The sequence below is a fragment of the Paraburkholderia sp. C35 genome, from assembly GCF_003121405.1.
GTDB lineage: Bacteria > Pseudomonadota > Gammaproteobacteria > Burkholderiales > Burkholderiaceae > Paraburkholderia.
The window spans coordinates 69,331-84,682 of the sequence record NZ_QBUY01000027.1 but is presented as its reverse complement, the minus strand read 5'-3'; the positions used below and the strand labels follow the sequence as shown (position 1 = coordinate 84,682).

At 57.7% G+C, this 15,352-nt stretch carries 12 protein-coding genes and 1 pseudogene; 10 read left to right on the top strand and 3 right to left on the bottom strand.

The genetic code is table 11. The annotated features are described in order from the left end of the window. Positions 1 to 469: 469 nt before the first annotated feature. A complete protein-coding gene (locus DK391_RS18565; RefSeq protein WP_239482872.1) occupies positions 470 to 1,462 on the bottom strand; it encodes a DMT family transporter in 993 nt (330 codons plus the stop codon). A gap of 228 nt (positions 1,463 to 1,690) precedes the next feature. Between DK391_RS18565 and zigA the strand changes: the two genes are divergently transcribed. Together zigA and DK391_RS18555 are read left to right on the top strand one after the other, a co-directional pair. After that, positions 1,691 to 2,911, top strand: coding sequence for a zinc metallochaperone GTPase ZigA (gene zigA / locus DK391_RS18560; protein WP_109479427.1), 1,221 nt, complete (start codon positions 1,691 to 1,693; stop codon positions 2,909 to 2,911). Between the two features lie 42 nt (positions 2,912 to 2,953). Next, positions 2,954 to 4,051 carry a GTP-binding protein gene (locus tag DK391_RS18555; protein ID WP_109479426.1) on the top strand — a complete coding sequence of 366 codons (1,098 nt, stop codon included), beginning with the start codon at positions 2,954 to 2,956 and terminating at the stop codon, positions 4,049 to 4,051. A 116-nt stretch (positions 4,052 to 4,167) separates the two neighbouring features. Here the strand turns inward: DK391_RS18555 and DK391_RS18550 are convergent, their stop codons facing one another. Then, positions 4,168 to 4,830: a GNAT family N-acetyltransferase gene (locus DK391_RS18550; RefSeq protein WP_162600850.1), complete on the bottom strand. Its 663-nt coding sequence runs from the start codon at positions 4,828 to 4,830 to the stop codon at positions 4,168 to 4,170. A gap of 328 nt (positions 4,831 to 5,158) precedes the next feature. Here DK391_RS18550 and DK391_RS18545 point away from each other — a divergent pair. After that, a pseudogene (locus tag DK391_RS18545) lies at positions 5,159 to 6,389 on the top strand (porin). 3 nt (positions 6,390 to 6,392) lie between these two features. On the opposite strand, the gene DK391_RS18540 reads toward DK391_RS18545, so the two are convergent. After that, a complete protein-coding gene (locus tag DK391_RS18540; RefSeq protein WP_109479424.1) occupies positions 6,393 to 7,211 on the bottom strand; it encodes a TetR/AcrR family transcriptional regulator in 819 nt (272 codons plus the stop codon). Between the two features lie 114 nt (positions 7,212 to 7,325). Between DK391_RS18540 and DK391_RS18535 the strand changes: the two genes are divergently transcribed. Genes DK391_RS18535 through DK391_RS18505 form a run of 7 tightly spaced genes read left to right on the top strand, consistent with a single transcriptional unit; the run spans position 7,326 to position 14,883 of the window. Then, positions 7,326 to 8,582 (top strand): alpha/beta hydrolase, encoded by a 1,257-nt coding sequence (locus DK391_RS18535; protein WP_239482871.1) that lies wholly within the window; start codon positions 7,326 to 7,328, stop codon positions 8,580 to 8,582. A gap of 32 nt (positions 8,583 to 8,614) precedes the next feature. Then, entirely contained in the window at positions 8,615 to 10,309 is a 1,695-nt protein-coding gene (locus DK391_RS18530) for an AMP-binding protein (protein ID WP_239482870.1), read from the top strand. Between the two features lie 3 nt (positions 10,310 to 10,312). Further along, positions 10,313 to 11,182, top strand: a complete 870-nt coding sequence (locus DK391_RS18525) for a VOC family protein (RefSeq protein WP_109479423.1) — start codon at positions 10,313 to 10,315, stop codon at positions 11,180 to 11,182. Then, entirely contained in the window at positions 11,179 to 12,336 is a 1,158-nt protein-coding gene (locus DK391_RS18520) for an FAD-dependent monooxygenase (protein ID WP_109479422.1), read from the top strand. The genes DK391_RS18525 and DK391_RS18520 overlap by 4 nt, the downstream gene beginning before the upstream one ends. Then, positions 12,333 to 12,812 (top strand): acyl-CoA thioesterase, encoded by a 480-nt coding sequence (locus DK391_RS18515; protein WP_109479421.1) that lies wholly within the window; start codon positions 12,333 to 12,335, stop codon positions 12,810 to 12,812. Before DK391_RS18520 ends, DK391_RS18515 begins: the two co-directional genes overlap by 4 nt. Continuing rightward, positions 12,809 to 13,570 (top strand): Asp/Glu racemase, encoded by a 762-nt coding sequence (locus DK391_RS18510; protein ID WP_109479420.1) that lies wholly within the window; start codon positions 12,809 to 12,811, stop codon positions 13,568 to 13,570. Before DK391_RS18515 ends, DK391_RS18510 begins: the two co-directional genes overlap by 4 nt. A 44-nt stretch (positions 13,571 to 13,614) precedes the next feature. Continuing rightward, complete coding sequence (locus tag DK391_RS18505) at positions 13,615 to 14,883, top strand: MFS transporter (protein ID WP_109479419.1); 1,269 nt, start codon at positions 13,615 to 13,617, stop codon at positions 14,881 to 14,883. Positions 14,884 to 15,352: the final 469 nt, after the last annotated feature.

Here is a 15,352-nt window from a genome sequence, read left to right as displayed (position 1 = left end):
CGCTCGCTGAAACAACATAAAGGGTGAAGGCGTATCTCGTATGGGCGCAGCGCTCGGTGCACTAGAGGCGACCGGCGCTGGTCCATCGCGCAGCGAATGGTGAGGCGATCTCCATTGAAGTTCGCCGATTAGAAATCCAACGCGGAAAATGAGTTGTTCAGACCTTCCTAGCCTTAGATGCCGATATATCGAGGCCATCCGCGACAAGATCAGTTCCGCATACGCAGCGCTTGACGAGCTTCATTGCTTACCGGTGACGTTATGCCTGTCGATCCCCTTAGCACGTCTGCACGTCGAATTCCGCATTGCGACCTTTCAGTTGACGCTTCGCGTGAAGGAAGGGGCGATCGTTCCAGTGCGGGATCTCTAATCTTTTGATTTTATGATGTTTGCATCGCTCGGGATGGTCACCATTGCATCAATTGACAATCGGATTTTGGAAAGAGTGACAGTGTTGTTTTGTACTACGTCAGCGGCGCCAACCGGTGCTACGTGTGAGATTTTTAAGTGGTGAAACAGTTATCGCCACGCCCCCTGCAACGACGCAAACCAGCCCCAACCACGCCGACCTGGACAGCGATTCTCCCAGAAAAACAACGCTTATCGCGACGCCAACAGGAACCCTTAGATAGGCTTGCGCCGTCGTGCCAACCGAACCTAGCGTTTGTACAAGTCGAAAGTAAATGACGAACGCCATCGCCGTCGAGAAGACCGCAAGTGCCAGCAATGCCAGGAGCGACTGCAGTGACGGATGGAGTGTCCACGGACGGTCAACCGCAAGACTGAAAGGAACCAGCAAAAACGCACCAACGACGAGTGAACCCGCTGCGGGAGCAGCCGGAGAAAGTCCTTTGAACGACCGACCATAGATCGCTGCCGCTGCATAGCACACCGTTGCTGCGATGATCGCCAGTTGCGGAATGATCTGCCTGCCGAGTCCCTCTAATGCATTGACGCCAACAATCAGGCCGATGCCGATGATCCCTATAACGGCGCCGAATAACTTGCGCGGCGTGACTTTTTCGTGGCGAGTAATCAGCCAGGTTCCGAGGAATGCCATCACTGGCGAGGCTGAGTTCAAAATGGTCGCCAGCCCAGCTTCAACCGAACGTTCGGCCCATGCAATCAGTGTGAACGGAATAACGCTGTTCAACAGCGCTTGCACCAGGAATCGACGCCAGACTGCAGGATCGCGCGGCATGGCGATGCGTTTTGCTGCCATCCAAAGCAAAAGGAGTGAGCCCGCGATCAGTGTTCTACCTGCGATGAAAGTAAGCGGCGGAATGGTCGTAACGCCAATCCGGATGAATGTGTAGGACGCACCCCACAGTGTCGAAAGTGTCAGAAGCAGAATCAGGTCTAAAGACGGACTCAATCTTCCGGTATTCGTTGTTTGTGCAGTGGGCACTTTGTTCTCGCGGCAAGGAGCAGAGATCACGATTACGTGACGCATGTCGGTCATACGCTTGAAGTATGCAGGCGCTTCAGCGCGATTGTTTCAGGGGGAACTGAAGCGTGGATTGCCGCGCAAACTGCATTTTGACCACGTGCAAGCCTCGTAGCGGTTTTGCTGTTGTGCGTGATAAATGAAATGATATAACATATCAATCATCGCGCGTGCTGGCGAATGACGAAACAGGCCCGCAGTGAAGCAACTCACGGTGCTGCCCGATCTGCAAGGAGCTTGACGATGGATTCACGACTGCCGGTGACGGTGCTTTCCGGCTTTCTTGGCGCTGGCAAGACCACGTTGTTGAACCATATTCTGAACAATCGCGAGGGGCGGCGGGTGGCCGTCATCGTCAATGACATGAGCGAGGTCAACATCGACGCTGCGCTCGTTCGCAACGGAGGCGCGCAACTCTCGCGTACCGACGAGAAACTCGTCGAAATGAGCAACGGCTGCATCTGTTGCACATTGCGCGAAGATCTGTTGATGGAAGTGACGCGGCTCGCGGAGCATGGACGGTTCGATCAGCTCGTGATCGAGTCGACAGGTATTTCCGAGCCGCTACCCGTTGCAGAGACCTTTACCTTCGCTGACGAGCATGGCAAGAGCCTGTCAGACGTTGCGCGCCTCGACACGATGGTGACGGTGGTCGACGCATTCAATTTTCTGAAGGACTACAGCTCTCAGGACAGTCTGCAGGCACGAGGCGAATCGCTTGGCGATGAAGATGAAAGGACGGTTGTCGATCTGCTGATTGAGCAGATCGAGTTCTGCGATGTGATCGTGCTCAACAAGCTTGATCTGATTGACGACGTCGGGCGTGAGCGGTTGATGGCGATACTTCATGGCCTGAATCCGAGAGCGAAGATCGAGATCGCAGTATTCGGCAAGGTTTCACTTGACTGCGTGCTCAACACACATCTCTTTGATTTCGAGGAGGCGGCAAAGGCGCCGGGATGGCTCCGGGAACTACGCGGCGAGCACTTATCCGAAACGGACGCGTACGGTATTGGCAGCTTCGTCTGGCGCGCGCGGCGGCCAATGCATCCGCAACGTTTCTGGGATCTGGTGAACAGCGAGTGGCCGGGCGTGTTGCGTTCGAAGGGCTTTTTCTGGCTTGCGAGCAGGCCGACGCATGCCGGGTCGTGGTCACAGGCGGGTGCAGTATGCCGCCACGGCGCGGCAGGGCTTTGGTGGGCTGCCGTTCCGAAGGCGCATTGGCCGACGGACGTCGAATCACTTCAGTTCATAGAGGATAGCTGGCACGACGAGGTCGGCGATGCTCGTCAGGAACTGGTGCTCATCGGCGTCGACATGAATGAAGCCACGCTGCGCGGTCGCCTTGATGCATGCCTGCTCACTGACGCCGAGATGTCAAACGGCCCGCGCGGCTGGGGCGAATACTTCGATCCATTTCCGTCGTGGGGCGGCAGGGTGCCGAAGACGGACGAAGTGGCCTGATCGAACAAAACGATCCAAGCTGGCACGCGAGAGGAAAAAACCATGGATCGCATTCCGGTAACGTTGCTGACGGGATTTCTTGGCAGCGGCAAAACCACTTTGCTGAACCGGCTCGTGCAACAACCAGAGATGGCGAACGCACTGGTGCTGATCAACGAGTTTGGAGAGGTTGGGCTCGATCACCTGCTTGTTGAGCACGGTCAGGAAGACGTCGTGATAGAGATGAGCAGTGGCTGTTTGTGCTGCACGATCCGCGGTGACCTCGTCGATACGCTGCGTGACGTCTACGAACGTTTTGTCGGCACGGGCCAACGCCGCATCGATCGCGTGATCATCGAGACGACGGGGCTTGCGGATCCTGCGCCTATCGTCCATACGTTCGCTGCGGATCGGCACATGCTGGATCACTACCAACTGGATGGCATGGTGACGACGGTCGACGCGCGCAATGGCGAGTCGACCCTCGATGCGCATGTCGAAGCCGTCAAGCAAGCGGCGATGGCGGACCGGTTGCTGCTGACAAAGGTTGACCTGGTCGCGCCAGCAATACTCGAATCACTGTGCACGAGACTACATGCGATAAATCCAGGCGCGGGGATCATCCGGGCCAGCTTCGGCGACGTATCGGTCAGCCGCCTGATCGGCCTTGGACTTTTTTCTGCCGATGGGAAGATTGGTGATGTGCGGCGCTGGCTCGCCGAAGAGCAGTACATCGATCATGCGAAACATCATCATCACGATGACGGGATCTGCACCCATGAATGCGTGAAAGATCACGATCATCACCACCATGACGTGAACCGACACGATGATGAGATTCGCGCTTTCTGTTTCGTCATAGATGATCCTGTGCCTGATCGGGTGCTGACGGAGTGGCTGGACATGTTGCTGTCCCTGATGGGCCCGTCGATGCTAAGGATCAAGGGCATCCTGAATGTGAAGGGGCTGGAAACACCCGTTGTCATTCACGGTGTCCAGCATGTATTTCATCCGCTGCAACAACTCGATGCCTGGCCGGATGACGACCGGCGTTCGAGAATCGTCTTCATCACACGTGCGGTAGAACGCGCGACAATTGAAGAAACTTTCCGCCTGTTTGGCGAAGTCGCGGCGATCCGTGCCGGTAAGGATCACGAATGATGCGCGATCCGGTGTGATTTCGATGTTGTGGTGCGTCAGGAGGGGATCAGGCTTTGTGCGCATCCCCAGTCATGTCCATCGCTAACGAACTTCCGAAGTCGGCCGGCCACAAGCAGTCACCGAGCTGTCCAGCAACCGGGCCGTTCGAGGGTCCCCTGACCATCCATCATGAGACATGCGGTGAACATCCCTGATCGCTCGGCGCAGACCATCTGGTAGCCGTCAGGTGTCGCGCCATTCCATCTCGACGATCTGCCGGCCGTCAGATTTGTGAGTCCGGAACCTGCCCAGAGAATGAAAGCCGTTTTTTTATAGAACAATAGGGCCGGTCCTGTATGACACCAGAGCTGGACTACCGCTGAAGGCGAATCTGCCCGTGCCCAGGTGACCACCTGCTGCACCAGCACGCTTCCCAACCCTTTGCGTCGGTGAACTGGATCGACCCAGAGGCCGCCGATGCGATATTCATCACTGTCCTTCCTCACACCAAAAACGAAAACAGCCACGCGTGGGGCGTGCTCAACAATAAACATGCGCGACCTCTGCGGCGGCGTTAACTCGCGGGCAAAAGTCATCCAGAAGTCGTCGTCGCGCGCGAGGGATTGTTCTTCGGTTTCCCAGTAGGACTGTGAGTCGCAGGCGAGTGCCTCCAGACGGAGCGCTTTCAGCAGACGCCATTCATCGGGCTGCAGGCATCGGACAACGAATTCAGGGGCGCTCATCGCATAACCTCGTCCGGGCAGGTTGTTGGGTTTATCGATGGCGTGCAGCAGCTGCAATCTGTCAGTCAGGAGCCCCCGGAAGAACGTCTTCCGGCTCCAACGGCCATTTCGATCGTGTCGCCCCGCAACATCAGGAGCAGGTGAGCCGTCCGAGGCTCTCAGCGCTCGAACCGTCGCCTCTTTGATCAGATCGATCTATCAGTTAGCAGATACGGGCGCGGGTAAACGCTAGCTGACGGCCGTCAGTCTAATATTGACACCCCTCGCAAATCTGATAGATTTTGCAGTAATTGACGGTATGTCAATTACCGCGCCTGGGATGATTCGTGTGGAAGCGTGGAATGCAAATCAACTAATTAGTATAACTATCTATGGAGATGTGTCGATGAAAAGGAGATATACCGCAGCTTTCTCTGTGCTTGCCGTGATGGCGACGCACGCACATGCGCAGAGTACGGTCACGCTATACGGGATCATCGATCTTGGGTTGCAGTACACCAATAGCGCTCAGACCGCGCGCGTGGGCGGTGTGCCGCAAGGCGCATCGCAGCTTGCGCTGACGGATGCTCACAGTACAGGTTTGACTGGAAGCCGTTGGGGCTTGAAAGGCGCGGAAGACCTCGGAGGAGGACTGAAAGCGATGTTCACGCTTGAAAAAGGGCTTCTTGGCCAACACGGGCGCACTCGCGCAGGGCGGCGCCGAGTTCGGACGTCAAGCGTTTGTTGGTCTTTCGAGCCCGTGGGGAACAGTGACCGCGGGTCGGCAATACGATCCGCTTGTCAACTATGTGCAGCAGTTCGCCGCGTCGGGGACGTTCGGAGGCTACATGGGATCACATCCCGACGATCTGGATAATCTGACCAACACCAATCGTATCAATAACGCAGTCAAGTTCGAATCGGCAACCTATGCCGGCTTCAAAGCGAGTGCACTATACAGTTTCGGCGGTGTTGCGGGGAGCATGCGCCAGAATCAGATCTGGGGTCTTGGTGCAGGCTACACGGGGGCGGGCTTTGCTGCCGGGGTGGGATACCTGAACGCGCGCGACACGAACGTCTCGTTCTACGGGAACACGCCAAACAAGGGGACAGCAACAGCGAACAATATTGGTTCGGCGGGCAGTGCAACATCACCCGAGTCGAATCCGGTCTATGCGGGCTATGCTTCAGCAAAGACCCTGCAGCTTCTTGGCGGGGGCGCTTCCTACACGCTCGGAAACGCCACGGTTTCGCTGGTCGGCACTAACGTCAGGTTTGACTCGATGGGATCGTCGTCTGGTCCGAACCCTCTTGGTTATACAGGGGACGCGATTTTCACGAGCATCGATCTCAACGCGCGCTTTTTCGTGACCCCAACTTTGCAGGTAGGAGCCGGCGTCGACTATACGCATCGTAACTCTGTCAAGGGCGACGAAGGCGCGAAATATCTTCAGCTTGATCTCGGCGCCGATTACAACCTGTCCAAGCGCACGGATCTCTACGCGCTAACCGTACTTCAGCGCGCCATGGGACGCGACTCGCTCGGGCAGCCGGCGGTTGCTTCCATTGCCGGGTTTAGCCCATCCTCCACCGACAAGCAGATCGGTGTTCGTCTTGGCATCCGTCACAAGTTCTGAGCGCTACCGGGTCGCCGTGCGCTTGCGTTTTGCGGCGCGTGGCGCGACGGTATCTGCCTCCGCGACCTGCGAACCAATCCAGTGCTCGAAGCCGTCCAGCAGTAACCGGAGACCTTCATCGAAAGCCCGGTCGGCACTCAATTCGGAAAATGCCGTTCCTACGATCTTCGCGGCCGGATAGCTATCGGCCGAAGCGGCATCGAATTTCTCACGAATATAGGCTGAGTGCTCCGCTGGCGACTGGCGTCCGGCAGCGGAGACGTTCGATGACAACAGATACTGCGCCAGCAGGTGATAGGCGAGTGCCGTCTGATCCGCAGAGAATCCTCCCTGCAGGAACGCGGACGTCGTGTGATTGAACAGCGCGAGACCGTAGTCGATTTCGCCGGGACTGACGGACTGAAACAATCGGAACCGATTGTGAGACGCGACGTACAGGCTGACGCCTGGCATATCGAGCGAGAACGAATATGAGATCCGGGCGATCTTTTCGACGTCCGCTCGCCAGCGCCCGGTGAGCGCCGGCAGCGCTTCCAGCCGACGACGGTAATAGCTGTTGAGCACGCCGGATATCAGATCGTCCCGGCTGCCAAGATAGTAGTGAATCAATCCCGGTGCCACGCCAAATTCCTTGGCGAGTTGAACCATCGAAACCTGGTCAAGCGGCATCGTTCGCGTCATTTCGCTCGCACGATCGATGATTACGTTACGCGACAGGATTGGCTCGGCACCGATGGCAGAGGCCGTCTTCGGCGGCCGGCCGCGTCGGCGCGGCGCAGCTTCAGCAATCACTTCATCAGTCTTTCGGGATGCGGCCGTCATGGGTGGCAAGCGGTTTCGGGAAAGTACCGACAGTCTACCCGCAAAAATTAATTGACACTATCTCAATTAATTTTTATTCTGATGCTAACGGATCTGCACATCGAAGGAGACAACGTGGCTGAAATCGAGAAAGCGGTCGTGACCGCAGGGCTTCGCGGAGCGAACTGGGACCCAGCGCTGATGCGTCGCCCATACAAGGTGGTGCCGTATGCGCTCCGGACGTCCGACGGTCAGAAAACGCTAGGCTTTCTCTTCACCAGGAGCGGGAACGAAAAGACTGTTGTCTCGATCATGCATCCCCGCGAGATGTCGGTGACGCACTATCTCGTTCCGTCGGTGCTCGATGCCGGCTGCGCCTGTTGGGTACAGGGACCTCGCTCTATTGGCAACGACCTTCGTCTGGAGCACGAGATTGCGCTTCTGGATGTCGCAGCTGGGATGAACCATCTGCGCTCACTCGAGTTCGAGAACATCGTTCTGCTCGGAAACTCGGGTGGTGGCGCGCTTTATGCGTTCTACAACCAGCAATCGAGGCAGGCTCCCGAAAATCGTATCCGTCGCACGCCTGGCGGTCGCCCAACGGGTCTGGATGAGGCGCAGATGCCCGTCGCTGACGGCTTTATTCTCGTCTCGCCCCATCCGGGGCAAGGCGCAATCCTTCTGGATAGCCTCGACCCGAGCGTGATCGACGAGAACGATCCGATGTCCGTTGATTCGTCTCTCGACCCATTTAGCGTCGAAAACGGATACGACGCGCAAGCTCGCAGGGGACATTACTCGCCGGAGTTCATCCAACGCTACAAGGCAGCCCAACTCGTTCGGGCCGGCAAGCTGGATGCGCACTCGCGTGAATTGATTCGCCGCAAACAGGACGCCCGCAAGCGGGTGAAAGAAGGGACTGCCAGTGCCGTCGAACATCGCATTGCGGGTTATGCGCCGATATTTCAGGTCTGGAGAACAGACGCCGATCTGCGCGCGTGGGATATCTCTATCGACCCATCGGATCGCAAGGTCGGTTCCCTGTGGGGCAACGACCCCTTCACCTCGAACTGGGGAAGTGTCGCCTTCGGCCGTGTGGTGACACCCGAGTCATGGCTTTCAACATGGTCCGGACTATCGACTAACGCTTCTTTCGCGAAGTGCGCGTCGTCCATGGAGGCTCCAACATTGCTGCTCGAATACACAGGCGATCAATGCGCGTTTCCGCGGGATTTCGATCGCATCTATACAGACATCGCCGCGAAAGACAAGACGAGAGTCAAGGTGCGCGGCAACCATCACGGAATGGCGTTGACACGAGACGAGCCATCGGGTCGTGACGTGGTTGGGCAGCATATCGGCACCTGGCTGAACAGGGTGTTCGCAGGCTGACCTTGCAATCACAGATAAAGACGGAGACACAATTGAACGAGAGCAACTTCAGGCCCAAGGAACTCCTCGAAGGAGTTCGCTATCCCGACGTGGATCGGCTGGCGCGATACATGGAGGAAGGCATACTTGGACACCAATCCCTGCGAGCAGCGCTGCGTGAGTCGTTCAGTACCCACGCGAATCGTAACGCGCTGGTAGGACCCGAAGGAGAATTGACTTACGCGCAATTCGACGATCTCACCGACAGGTTCGGCGCGGCGCTGCTACGACAAGGCGCACGCCCGTTTGATCCCGTGATTCTTCAGTGCGGCAACTGCAACGAACTTCTGATTGCGTTTGTCGGATGTCTGAAGGCCTCGCTGATACCGCTGTGTGCGCTGCAGGCGTTCCGCAAGCACGAGATCTCGTATCTCGGGAACTTGTGCAAAGCCGTCGTGCATGTGGTGCAGGGGGATGATCTGAAATTCGACGATGTCGCGTTTGCGGAAGAAATGCGTGAATGCGTGTCGTCATTGCGCATCATCGTGCAGGCACGCGGAGAACAGCGCGGCAAGGCAGACATGTTGTGGTCGCTGATCGACAGCATGGATCGTGCGGAAGCGCACCGCATGCTGGACGCCATTCCCGATGACCCGTTTCAGGTTGCGGTGTTCCAGTTGTCCGGCGGCACGACCGGCGTACCCAAGATTATCCCGCGCTTCCAGAACGAATATCTGCTGAACATGCGCGAAGTCGCGAAGTGGAATAGATACCACGCGGACGACGTGCTCTTCATGCCCACTCCGTTCATGCACAACATGAACATGGCCTGCTTCTTCGGGCCGATGTTCCTTGTTGGGGCGAGCATCACGGTATGTCCCGACATCCGGCAGGAAACACTTTGCGGCGTGATCAAACGATATAACCCGACTTGGTTTGGCCTGGCCGGGCCGATTCTGTCCCGCATAGCGGACCAGATGCAAATGGCTTCGACAGAGGACAAGCAGCGCCGCAAGCTGATTGGCCCGAAAAACGCCGCTCGCCTGCGGGAAATGCTGGGCTCGCCCTGTTATCACATCTTCGGGATGACGGAGGGAGTGATCATGTTTGCGCACTCGTCGGATGCGCAAGCGGTCCTCGATGAATCTGTTGGACGTCCCGTTTGCGCCTATGACGAGGTACGGATCGTCGAGCCCGGGACTGAGATCGACGTACCCGATGGCGAGGTTGGCGAAGCGTTGTTCCGCGGTCCTTACACGATTCGGGGCTACTACAAGTCAGAGAAAGAGGACGTACACCGCTTTACCGCGGACGGATTCTATCGCTCGGGCGACCTGATGATGGCGCAGGTGACCGACGGCAAGCGTTACTTCTATTTTCGCGGTCGCACGAAGGACGTGGTGGACCGTGGCGGCGAGAAAATCAATGCGGAAGAGCTGGAGAACGTGATCAACACCTGCCCGCGTGTGCATGCGTCGGCAATCGTCGGCATGCCCGATCCCGTGTACGGCGAGAAGGTCTGCGCATTCATCGTTCCGATGCCGGGACAACTCCCCATCACGCTTGCCGAGCTGACGGAATTCCTTCAGGCCGAGGGGCTGGCGAGATTCAAATGGCCGGAGCGCGTCGAGATTATCGCTGAGTTCCCTCTTACCGCCTCGGGCAAGCTGAGCAAAGTCCTGCTGCGCAAGCAGGTGACAGAGCGTCTTGCCGAAGAACGCGCGCAATCAACTGTCACGCAAGGATAAGTCATGAACCGTCCAGAAAACACAACGTTCTTTTCCAATCCAGTCCTTCACGGGGTGCATCACACGGCGCGTCCGACCTGGAAGCTCGAAGAAACCGTGCATTTCTATCGCGATCTGCTCGGACTGCCGCTTGTCCATGCGATTTCGGCGCGTGGCTGGGGACCGGAAAATCACGCTGAGTTCCTGCATTTCTTCTTCGATAGTGGCAATGGCAGCACGATCGCCTTCTTCTACTACATCGGTACCGAGCGGCCTGAAAAGCTGATTCCGACAGATCACTATCAGGATCGCGCCACCCACACTGCGTGGCTGGTCTCTGATGCACACGAACTCGCTGACTGGCGGGCCCGGGTGGAAGAGGCCGGCATCCCGTTGCGCTACCAGGTGCGTCACGAAGTGATCGAGTCGATTTACTTCAACGACCCGAACGGCTATCCGATCGAAATCACTTACCAGACCCGACCGTTCGAGGAGAAGGACAAAGGCGACGCGGCGCGGACCATCGACGCAGCCATTGAACTTGAGCGCGCGAGCCGAGACGGCACGGCATTCAACAGCATAGAGCCCGTCTGGCAGCGCAAAGGCGAGCGTCTCAACGAATCCGGTCCGGCAACTGTCGCTTCCGTTTTTGTTCTGGATGTACCCGAGTTCAGTGCGCTGGTCGAAGCCGCAGATGCGACCGATGGCTACACGGCGACCCGCCTGAACGACGGCTATATCCGGATCGATGGCGCACCAGGTATTGCGTTCGAGCGTAAGGCACTGGGATTCAAGCCGGCAGTCTGGTACGGCGCCTTGACAGGAGGTCTTGTCGGCTCAATCGAACAGTTCGACACGGACAAACTGGTCATCAACCCCGCGGTGCGTTCATGAAAATCGACATTGTTGGAGGCGGTCCCGCCGGTCTGTTCCTCGCGATTCTCCTTGCGCGGCAGGCTCCGCACGTTGAAATGGAGGTGATCGAGCAAAACGCCGCTGATGCGACATTTGGCTTCGGCGTCGTTCTGGCCGACACCGGACTGTCACGCCTGAGCGACGCGGCACCGGATGTCTGCGCGGACCTCATGAAGGCTATGACATTCGGCGCGCAGCAGACTATCGTCAGTCAGGAAACCCCGCTTACCGTCAAGCGGCCAGGGCAGGGTGGAGGAGCCATTCCGAGACTGACGCTGCTTAATATCCTGCAGGAACACGCCGCGCGTCTGAAGATTCCCGTGACCTATTCGTCACGGGTGAACGATATCGATTCTCTGGCCGGCGACATTGTCGTCGGGGCGGATGGCGTCACTTCGCGCGTGCGCGCCAGCGACGAAATGGGTTTTGGTACGACCCGGCGGGAATTGACGAATCATTTCGCGTGGTTTGGCGTCGGAAAGGCCTTTGAATGCCCAGCCCTGGTGTTCCGCGAATATCACGGCGGCTACTTTGTTGCGCATTACTACCCGTATTCGGAGACGATGAGCACCTTCGTGGCTGAATGCGACCATCAGACCTGGACAGACTTTGGTCTGGAGCAGTGGTCGCTGGACGAACGGCAGAAGCTCTTCGATACGGTCTTCGCTCAGGAGCTTGGCGGTCTTGGCCTGATTTCGAACAACTCAAGCTGGCGACAGTTTCCCGTCATCCGCAATGCCAACTGGTTCTGCGGCAATCGGGTTCTGATAGGTGACGCGCTCGCGAGTGCACATTTTTCCATCGGCTCGGGCACCCGTATCGCAATGGAGGATTCGATCGCGCTTGCGCAGGCGATCGCTTCGAGTGACACGGACGCGCAACGTGCACTCGCCGGATACGTCGCGCTACGCAGGGCATCCAAGGACCGTCTTATCTCAGCGTCGGAGGCTTCGTACCTGTGGTACGAGAACATCCGTGAATGGATGACGACGTTCAACCCTCATCAGTTCGTCTATCAGTTTATGACGCGTACGGGCCGGTTGGATGTCGCGCGCCTGCGGGAGCAGTATCCCGAACTCGTGCGGGAGCTGGAAAGTGCGCAGGCGATACCGGCCAACGAGGCACTTCTATGATCAGCAGCTACGAATACGTGCTGACCGAAGTGCCGTTCACCGTGCGCCGAACAGCGCGCTGGGCGGACTGCGACCCGGCGGGTGTGGTCTTCACTGGAAAGTTCAGTGAGTATGTTCTGAGCGCGGTGGGACTGTTCAAGCAATACATCGCCGAGACAACAGGTGGCCGCGGGAAATCGCTGGGTGAGATGTTCAATGTTGGATTGCCGTGCCGCGGGATGTCGTTCGATTTTGCGGGAACCCTGTGGCCGGACGACAGCATCGACATCTGGTGCAGCATTGGTGAGGTTCGTACCCGATCGTTCGACATTCTTCTCGACGCTCGCACACCAGACAATCAGCCAATCTTCACCGCAACGTTCTCACCAATCTGCGTGCGTACCGACAAACGTGTTGGGACCGACATCCCCGGCCCGATGAGAAAGGCGCTCGAACAGTTCGCAGCAAAGCCGCTTCGGCAAACGGAGTCGACATGAATTTCCGCATCGGGCAGATCGTGCCCAGTTCGAACATCACGATGGAAACAGAGGTTCCCGCATTGTTCGCGTCTTACATGCAGGCTCACCCCGAACACCAGTTTTCCTTTCACGCAAGTCGCGTGAGGATGCACCGTGTCGTTCCCGAGGAGTTGGAGCGGATGAATCGCGATATGGGACGTTGCGCGGTGGAACTGGCCGACGCGCGCGTAGACGTGCTCAGCACCGCCTGTCTCGTCGCGATCATGTGTATGGGTCGAGGCTATCACCAGACCGCTGCGCAAGCGCTCACGGATGCGCTAAACGGACATCCGGCATCGCCTGGCGTGATGACCTCGGCGGGCGCCCTCGTCGACGAACTGAAGAGCTTCGGCGCGAGGCGCATTTCGCTAATGGCGCCATACTCGGACGCACTCACGAAGCGTGTGGTCGACTATATCGAAGCGGAAGGCATCGAAGTTCAGGACGCAATCAACTTTTCCATCGAGGATAACTTGGACGTTGGCGCACGCGATCCAATGCGTTTGCTCGATGACGTCAAAAAGCTCAACGTGAAGAGCGTCGACACAGTGGTTCTCTCGGCCTGCGTGCAGATGCCATCTTTGCCGGCCATCCAGAAAGCGCAGGAGATGCTGGCAATCCCCGTGACCTCGACTGCGGTATGTACGGTCCGGCAGATGTTGAAGCTGCTCAACCTCGATCCCGTGGCGCCCGGTGCGGGCGCTTATCTCGGGGATCGACGCGGCCTGCCCGCATAGTCGGAACATCCCCAGACATCATAAAAAGACTCACGGAGACACCCATGGAAATCACGGAAGACGCAAGCAGGTCAAAGAGCATCTACGTTCGGAACGTTGCCGGCGCTGCTTTGGGGATGGCCGTCGGGTTTGCTGCCATCTTCATTGCAACCAACGGCGTATTTATTCCATCGGTTGTGCGGGAGTTTCATTGGGGGCGGGCGCAAGCCTCACAGTCATATTCTGCATCCATGCTAGGTCTTGCGCTGGTCAGTCCGCTAGTCGGCGTATTGATGGATCGCTTTGGAGTCAGGAAGGTCGTGTTTCTGTCGGCGATCGTATTTACGATCGCGATGGCGTGCATGGCGTTCCAGACCGGCAACGCTGCAAGCTGGGTTGCACTGTCGCTTGTGATCGGTATGGCCGGCGCTGCAACGTCAGTGCTCGGTTACCTCGCGATTCTTCCGCAATGGTTCGATCGTCGGCTGGGACTCGCAATCGGCATTGCGATGGTGGGCCTCGGCATCGGAACGGTTACGATGCCCGCGTTGTCGGCCTATCTGATCACACACATCGGTTGGCGCCACGCTTATCAGGCACTCGCCGCAATCTCGCTCTCGGGTGCGTTGATAGCGTTTCTGCTGCTCCGCGAAAAGCCTGGCGTTAAGCGCACGTTTCGCAGGCACGCGAAGTCCGGTGGATCGGTGACTCGCGTTGGTCCGGTTCGTCGTCGTGGGTTGAAGGTCTTCCTGATTTTTGCAGGCGCCCTTTGTGCGTCGACGGCTGTATTGTCTCTGGTGCCCCATCTCCCGGCATTTCTGATCGATCGCGGAGTCAGTGCGACGGACGCGGCACGCTGCGCATCGCTGGTGGGCCTTGGCATCCTGACCGGTCGACTTTCCACTGGTCTGCTTATCGACCGCATTCACGCACCCCTCGTGGCCTGCCTATATTTTGCGTCTGGTGCGATCGGCTTCATGCTGCTTCGTCAGGTCGAATCGTACGAGGGTGCATTGCTCGCTTCCATTCTCGTCGGCCTTGCTATTGGAGCAGAGGGTGATCTCCTTTCTTATCTGACGCGCGCCTACCTCGGAATGGAGAAGTTTGGCCTGTTCTACGGGATTGTCTTTTCGGGATATTCGCTTGGCGCTGTGTTCGGTCCACTCGCCACCGGCCATTATTTCGACGTCACCAGGTCCTATGTGCTACCGATGCAGATTGCTCCGTTTCTGCTGCTGGCATCGTGTCTTTTCCTGCTCGGTCTTGGTCGCTATCCGAAACCCGGAACTCTTGCAAACGACTCGCTGAGCGGCGTCGCTGTCGCGAGTGAATAACGCTCTACTTGTCGACGAAAACGGCTTACAGCGCGGGCGACTTGGTGGGCAAAAGCAGGGCGCCTGGCCGGTGTAGACCGGCTTGCCTCAAATTGTCTCAGTGCCAGTGTGGCTGCGCTGACGACCGTTTGGCTCGGAGAGCAGCCGTTGTGCGGGTAATGCGCTGTTTGACTGCTTCGGGTCGAGTTCTGCCGATCGCAGCTTTGCGACATTGATGATCGCGATGTCAATTGCGGATTGCTGCACAGGCCGGAACGAGTGAGGCGCTTCCGGCACGAAACGGTGCTGCCCGAATCCCACGCCTGAACAAGAAGCGTCAGCGTCTGTCCTCCTCTTGCGAGTCTTAATTAAGCGGTTTGCCAAGGTCCCCCGAGTTTGAGGTGCGTCAGCCGGTGCGCAATCCCGCTTGCATCGATGTGAACGTAGATGTAACATGGCCGTGTGAATTCACATGGCCATGTGATCTAAC

Coding starts and splice junctions, on each gene's coding strand:
- DK391_RS18565 (WP_239482872.1), bottom strand. CDS start 1,462: ATGACCGACATGCGTCACGTAATCGTGATCTCTGCTCCTTGCCGCGAG.
- zigA (WP_109479427.1), top strand. CDS start 1,691: ATGGATTCACGACTGCCGGTGACGGTGCTTTCCGGCTTTCTTGGCGCT.
- DK391_RS18555 (WP_109479426.1), top strand. CDS start 2,954: ATGGATCGCATTCCGGTAACGTTGCTGACGGGATTTCTTGGCAGCGGC.
- DK391_RS18540 (WP_109479424.1), bottom strand. CDS start 7,211: ATGACGGCCGCATCCCGAAAGACTGATGAAGTGATTGCTGAAGCTGCG.
- DK391_RS18525 (WP_109479423.1), top strand. CDS start 10,313: ATGAACCGTCCAGAAAACACAACGTTCTTTTCCAATCCAGTCCTTCAC.
- DK391_RS18520 (WP_109479422.1), top strand. CDS start 11,179: ATGAAAATCGACATTGTTGGAGGCGGTCCCGCCGGTCTGTTCCTCGCG.
- DK391_RS18515 (WP_109479421.1), top strand. CDS start 12,333: ATGATCAGCAGCTACGAATACGTGCTGACCGAAGTGCCGTTCACCGTG.
- DK391_RS18510 (WP_109479420.1), top strand. CDS start 12,809: ATGAATTTCCGCATCGGGCAGATCGTGCCCAGTTCGAACATCACGATG.
- DK391_RS18505 (WP_109479419.1), top strand. CDS start 13,615: ATGGAAATCACGGAAGACGCAAGCAGGTCAAAGAGCATCTACGTTCGG.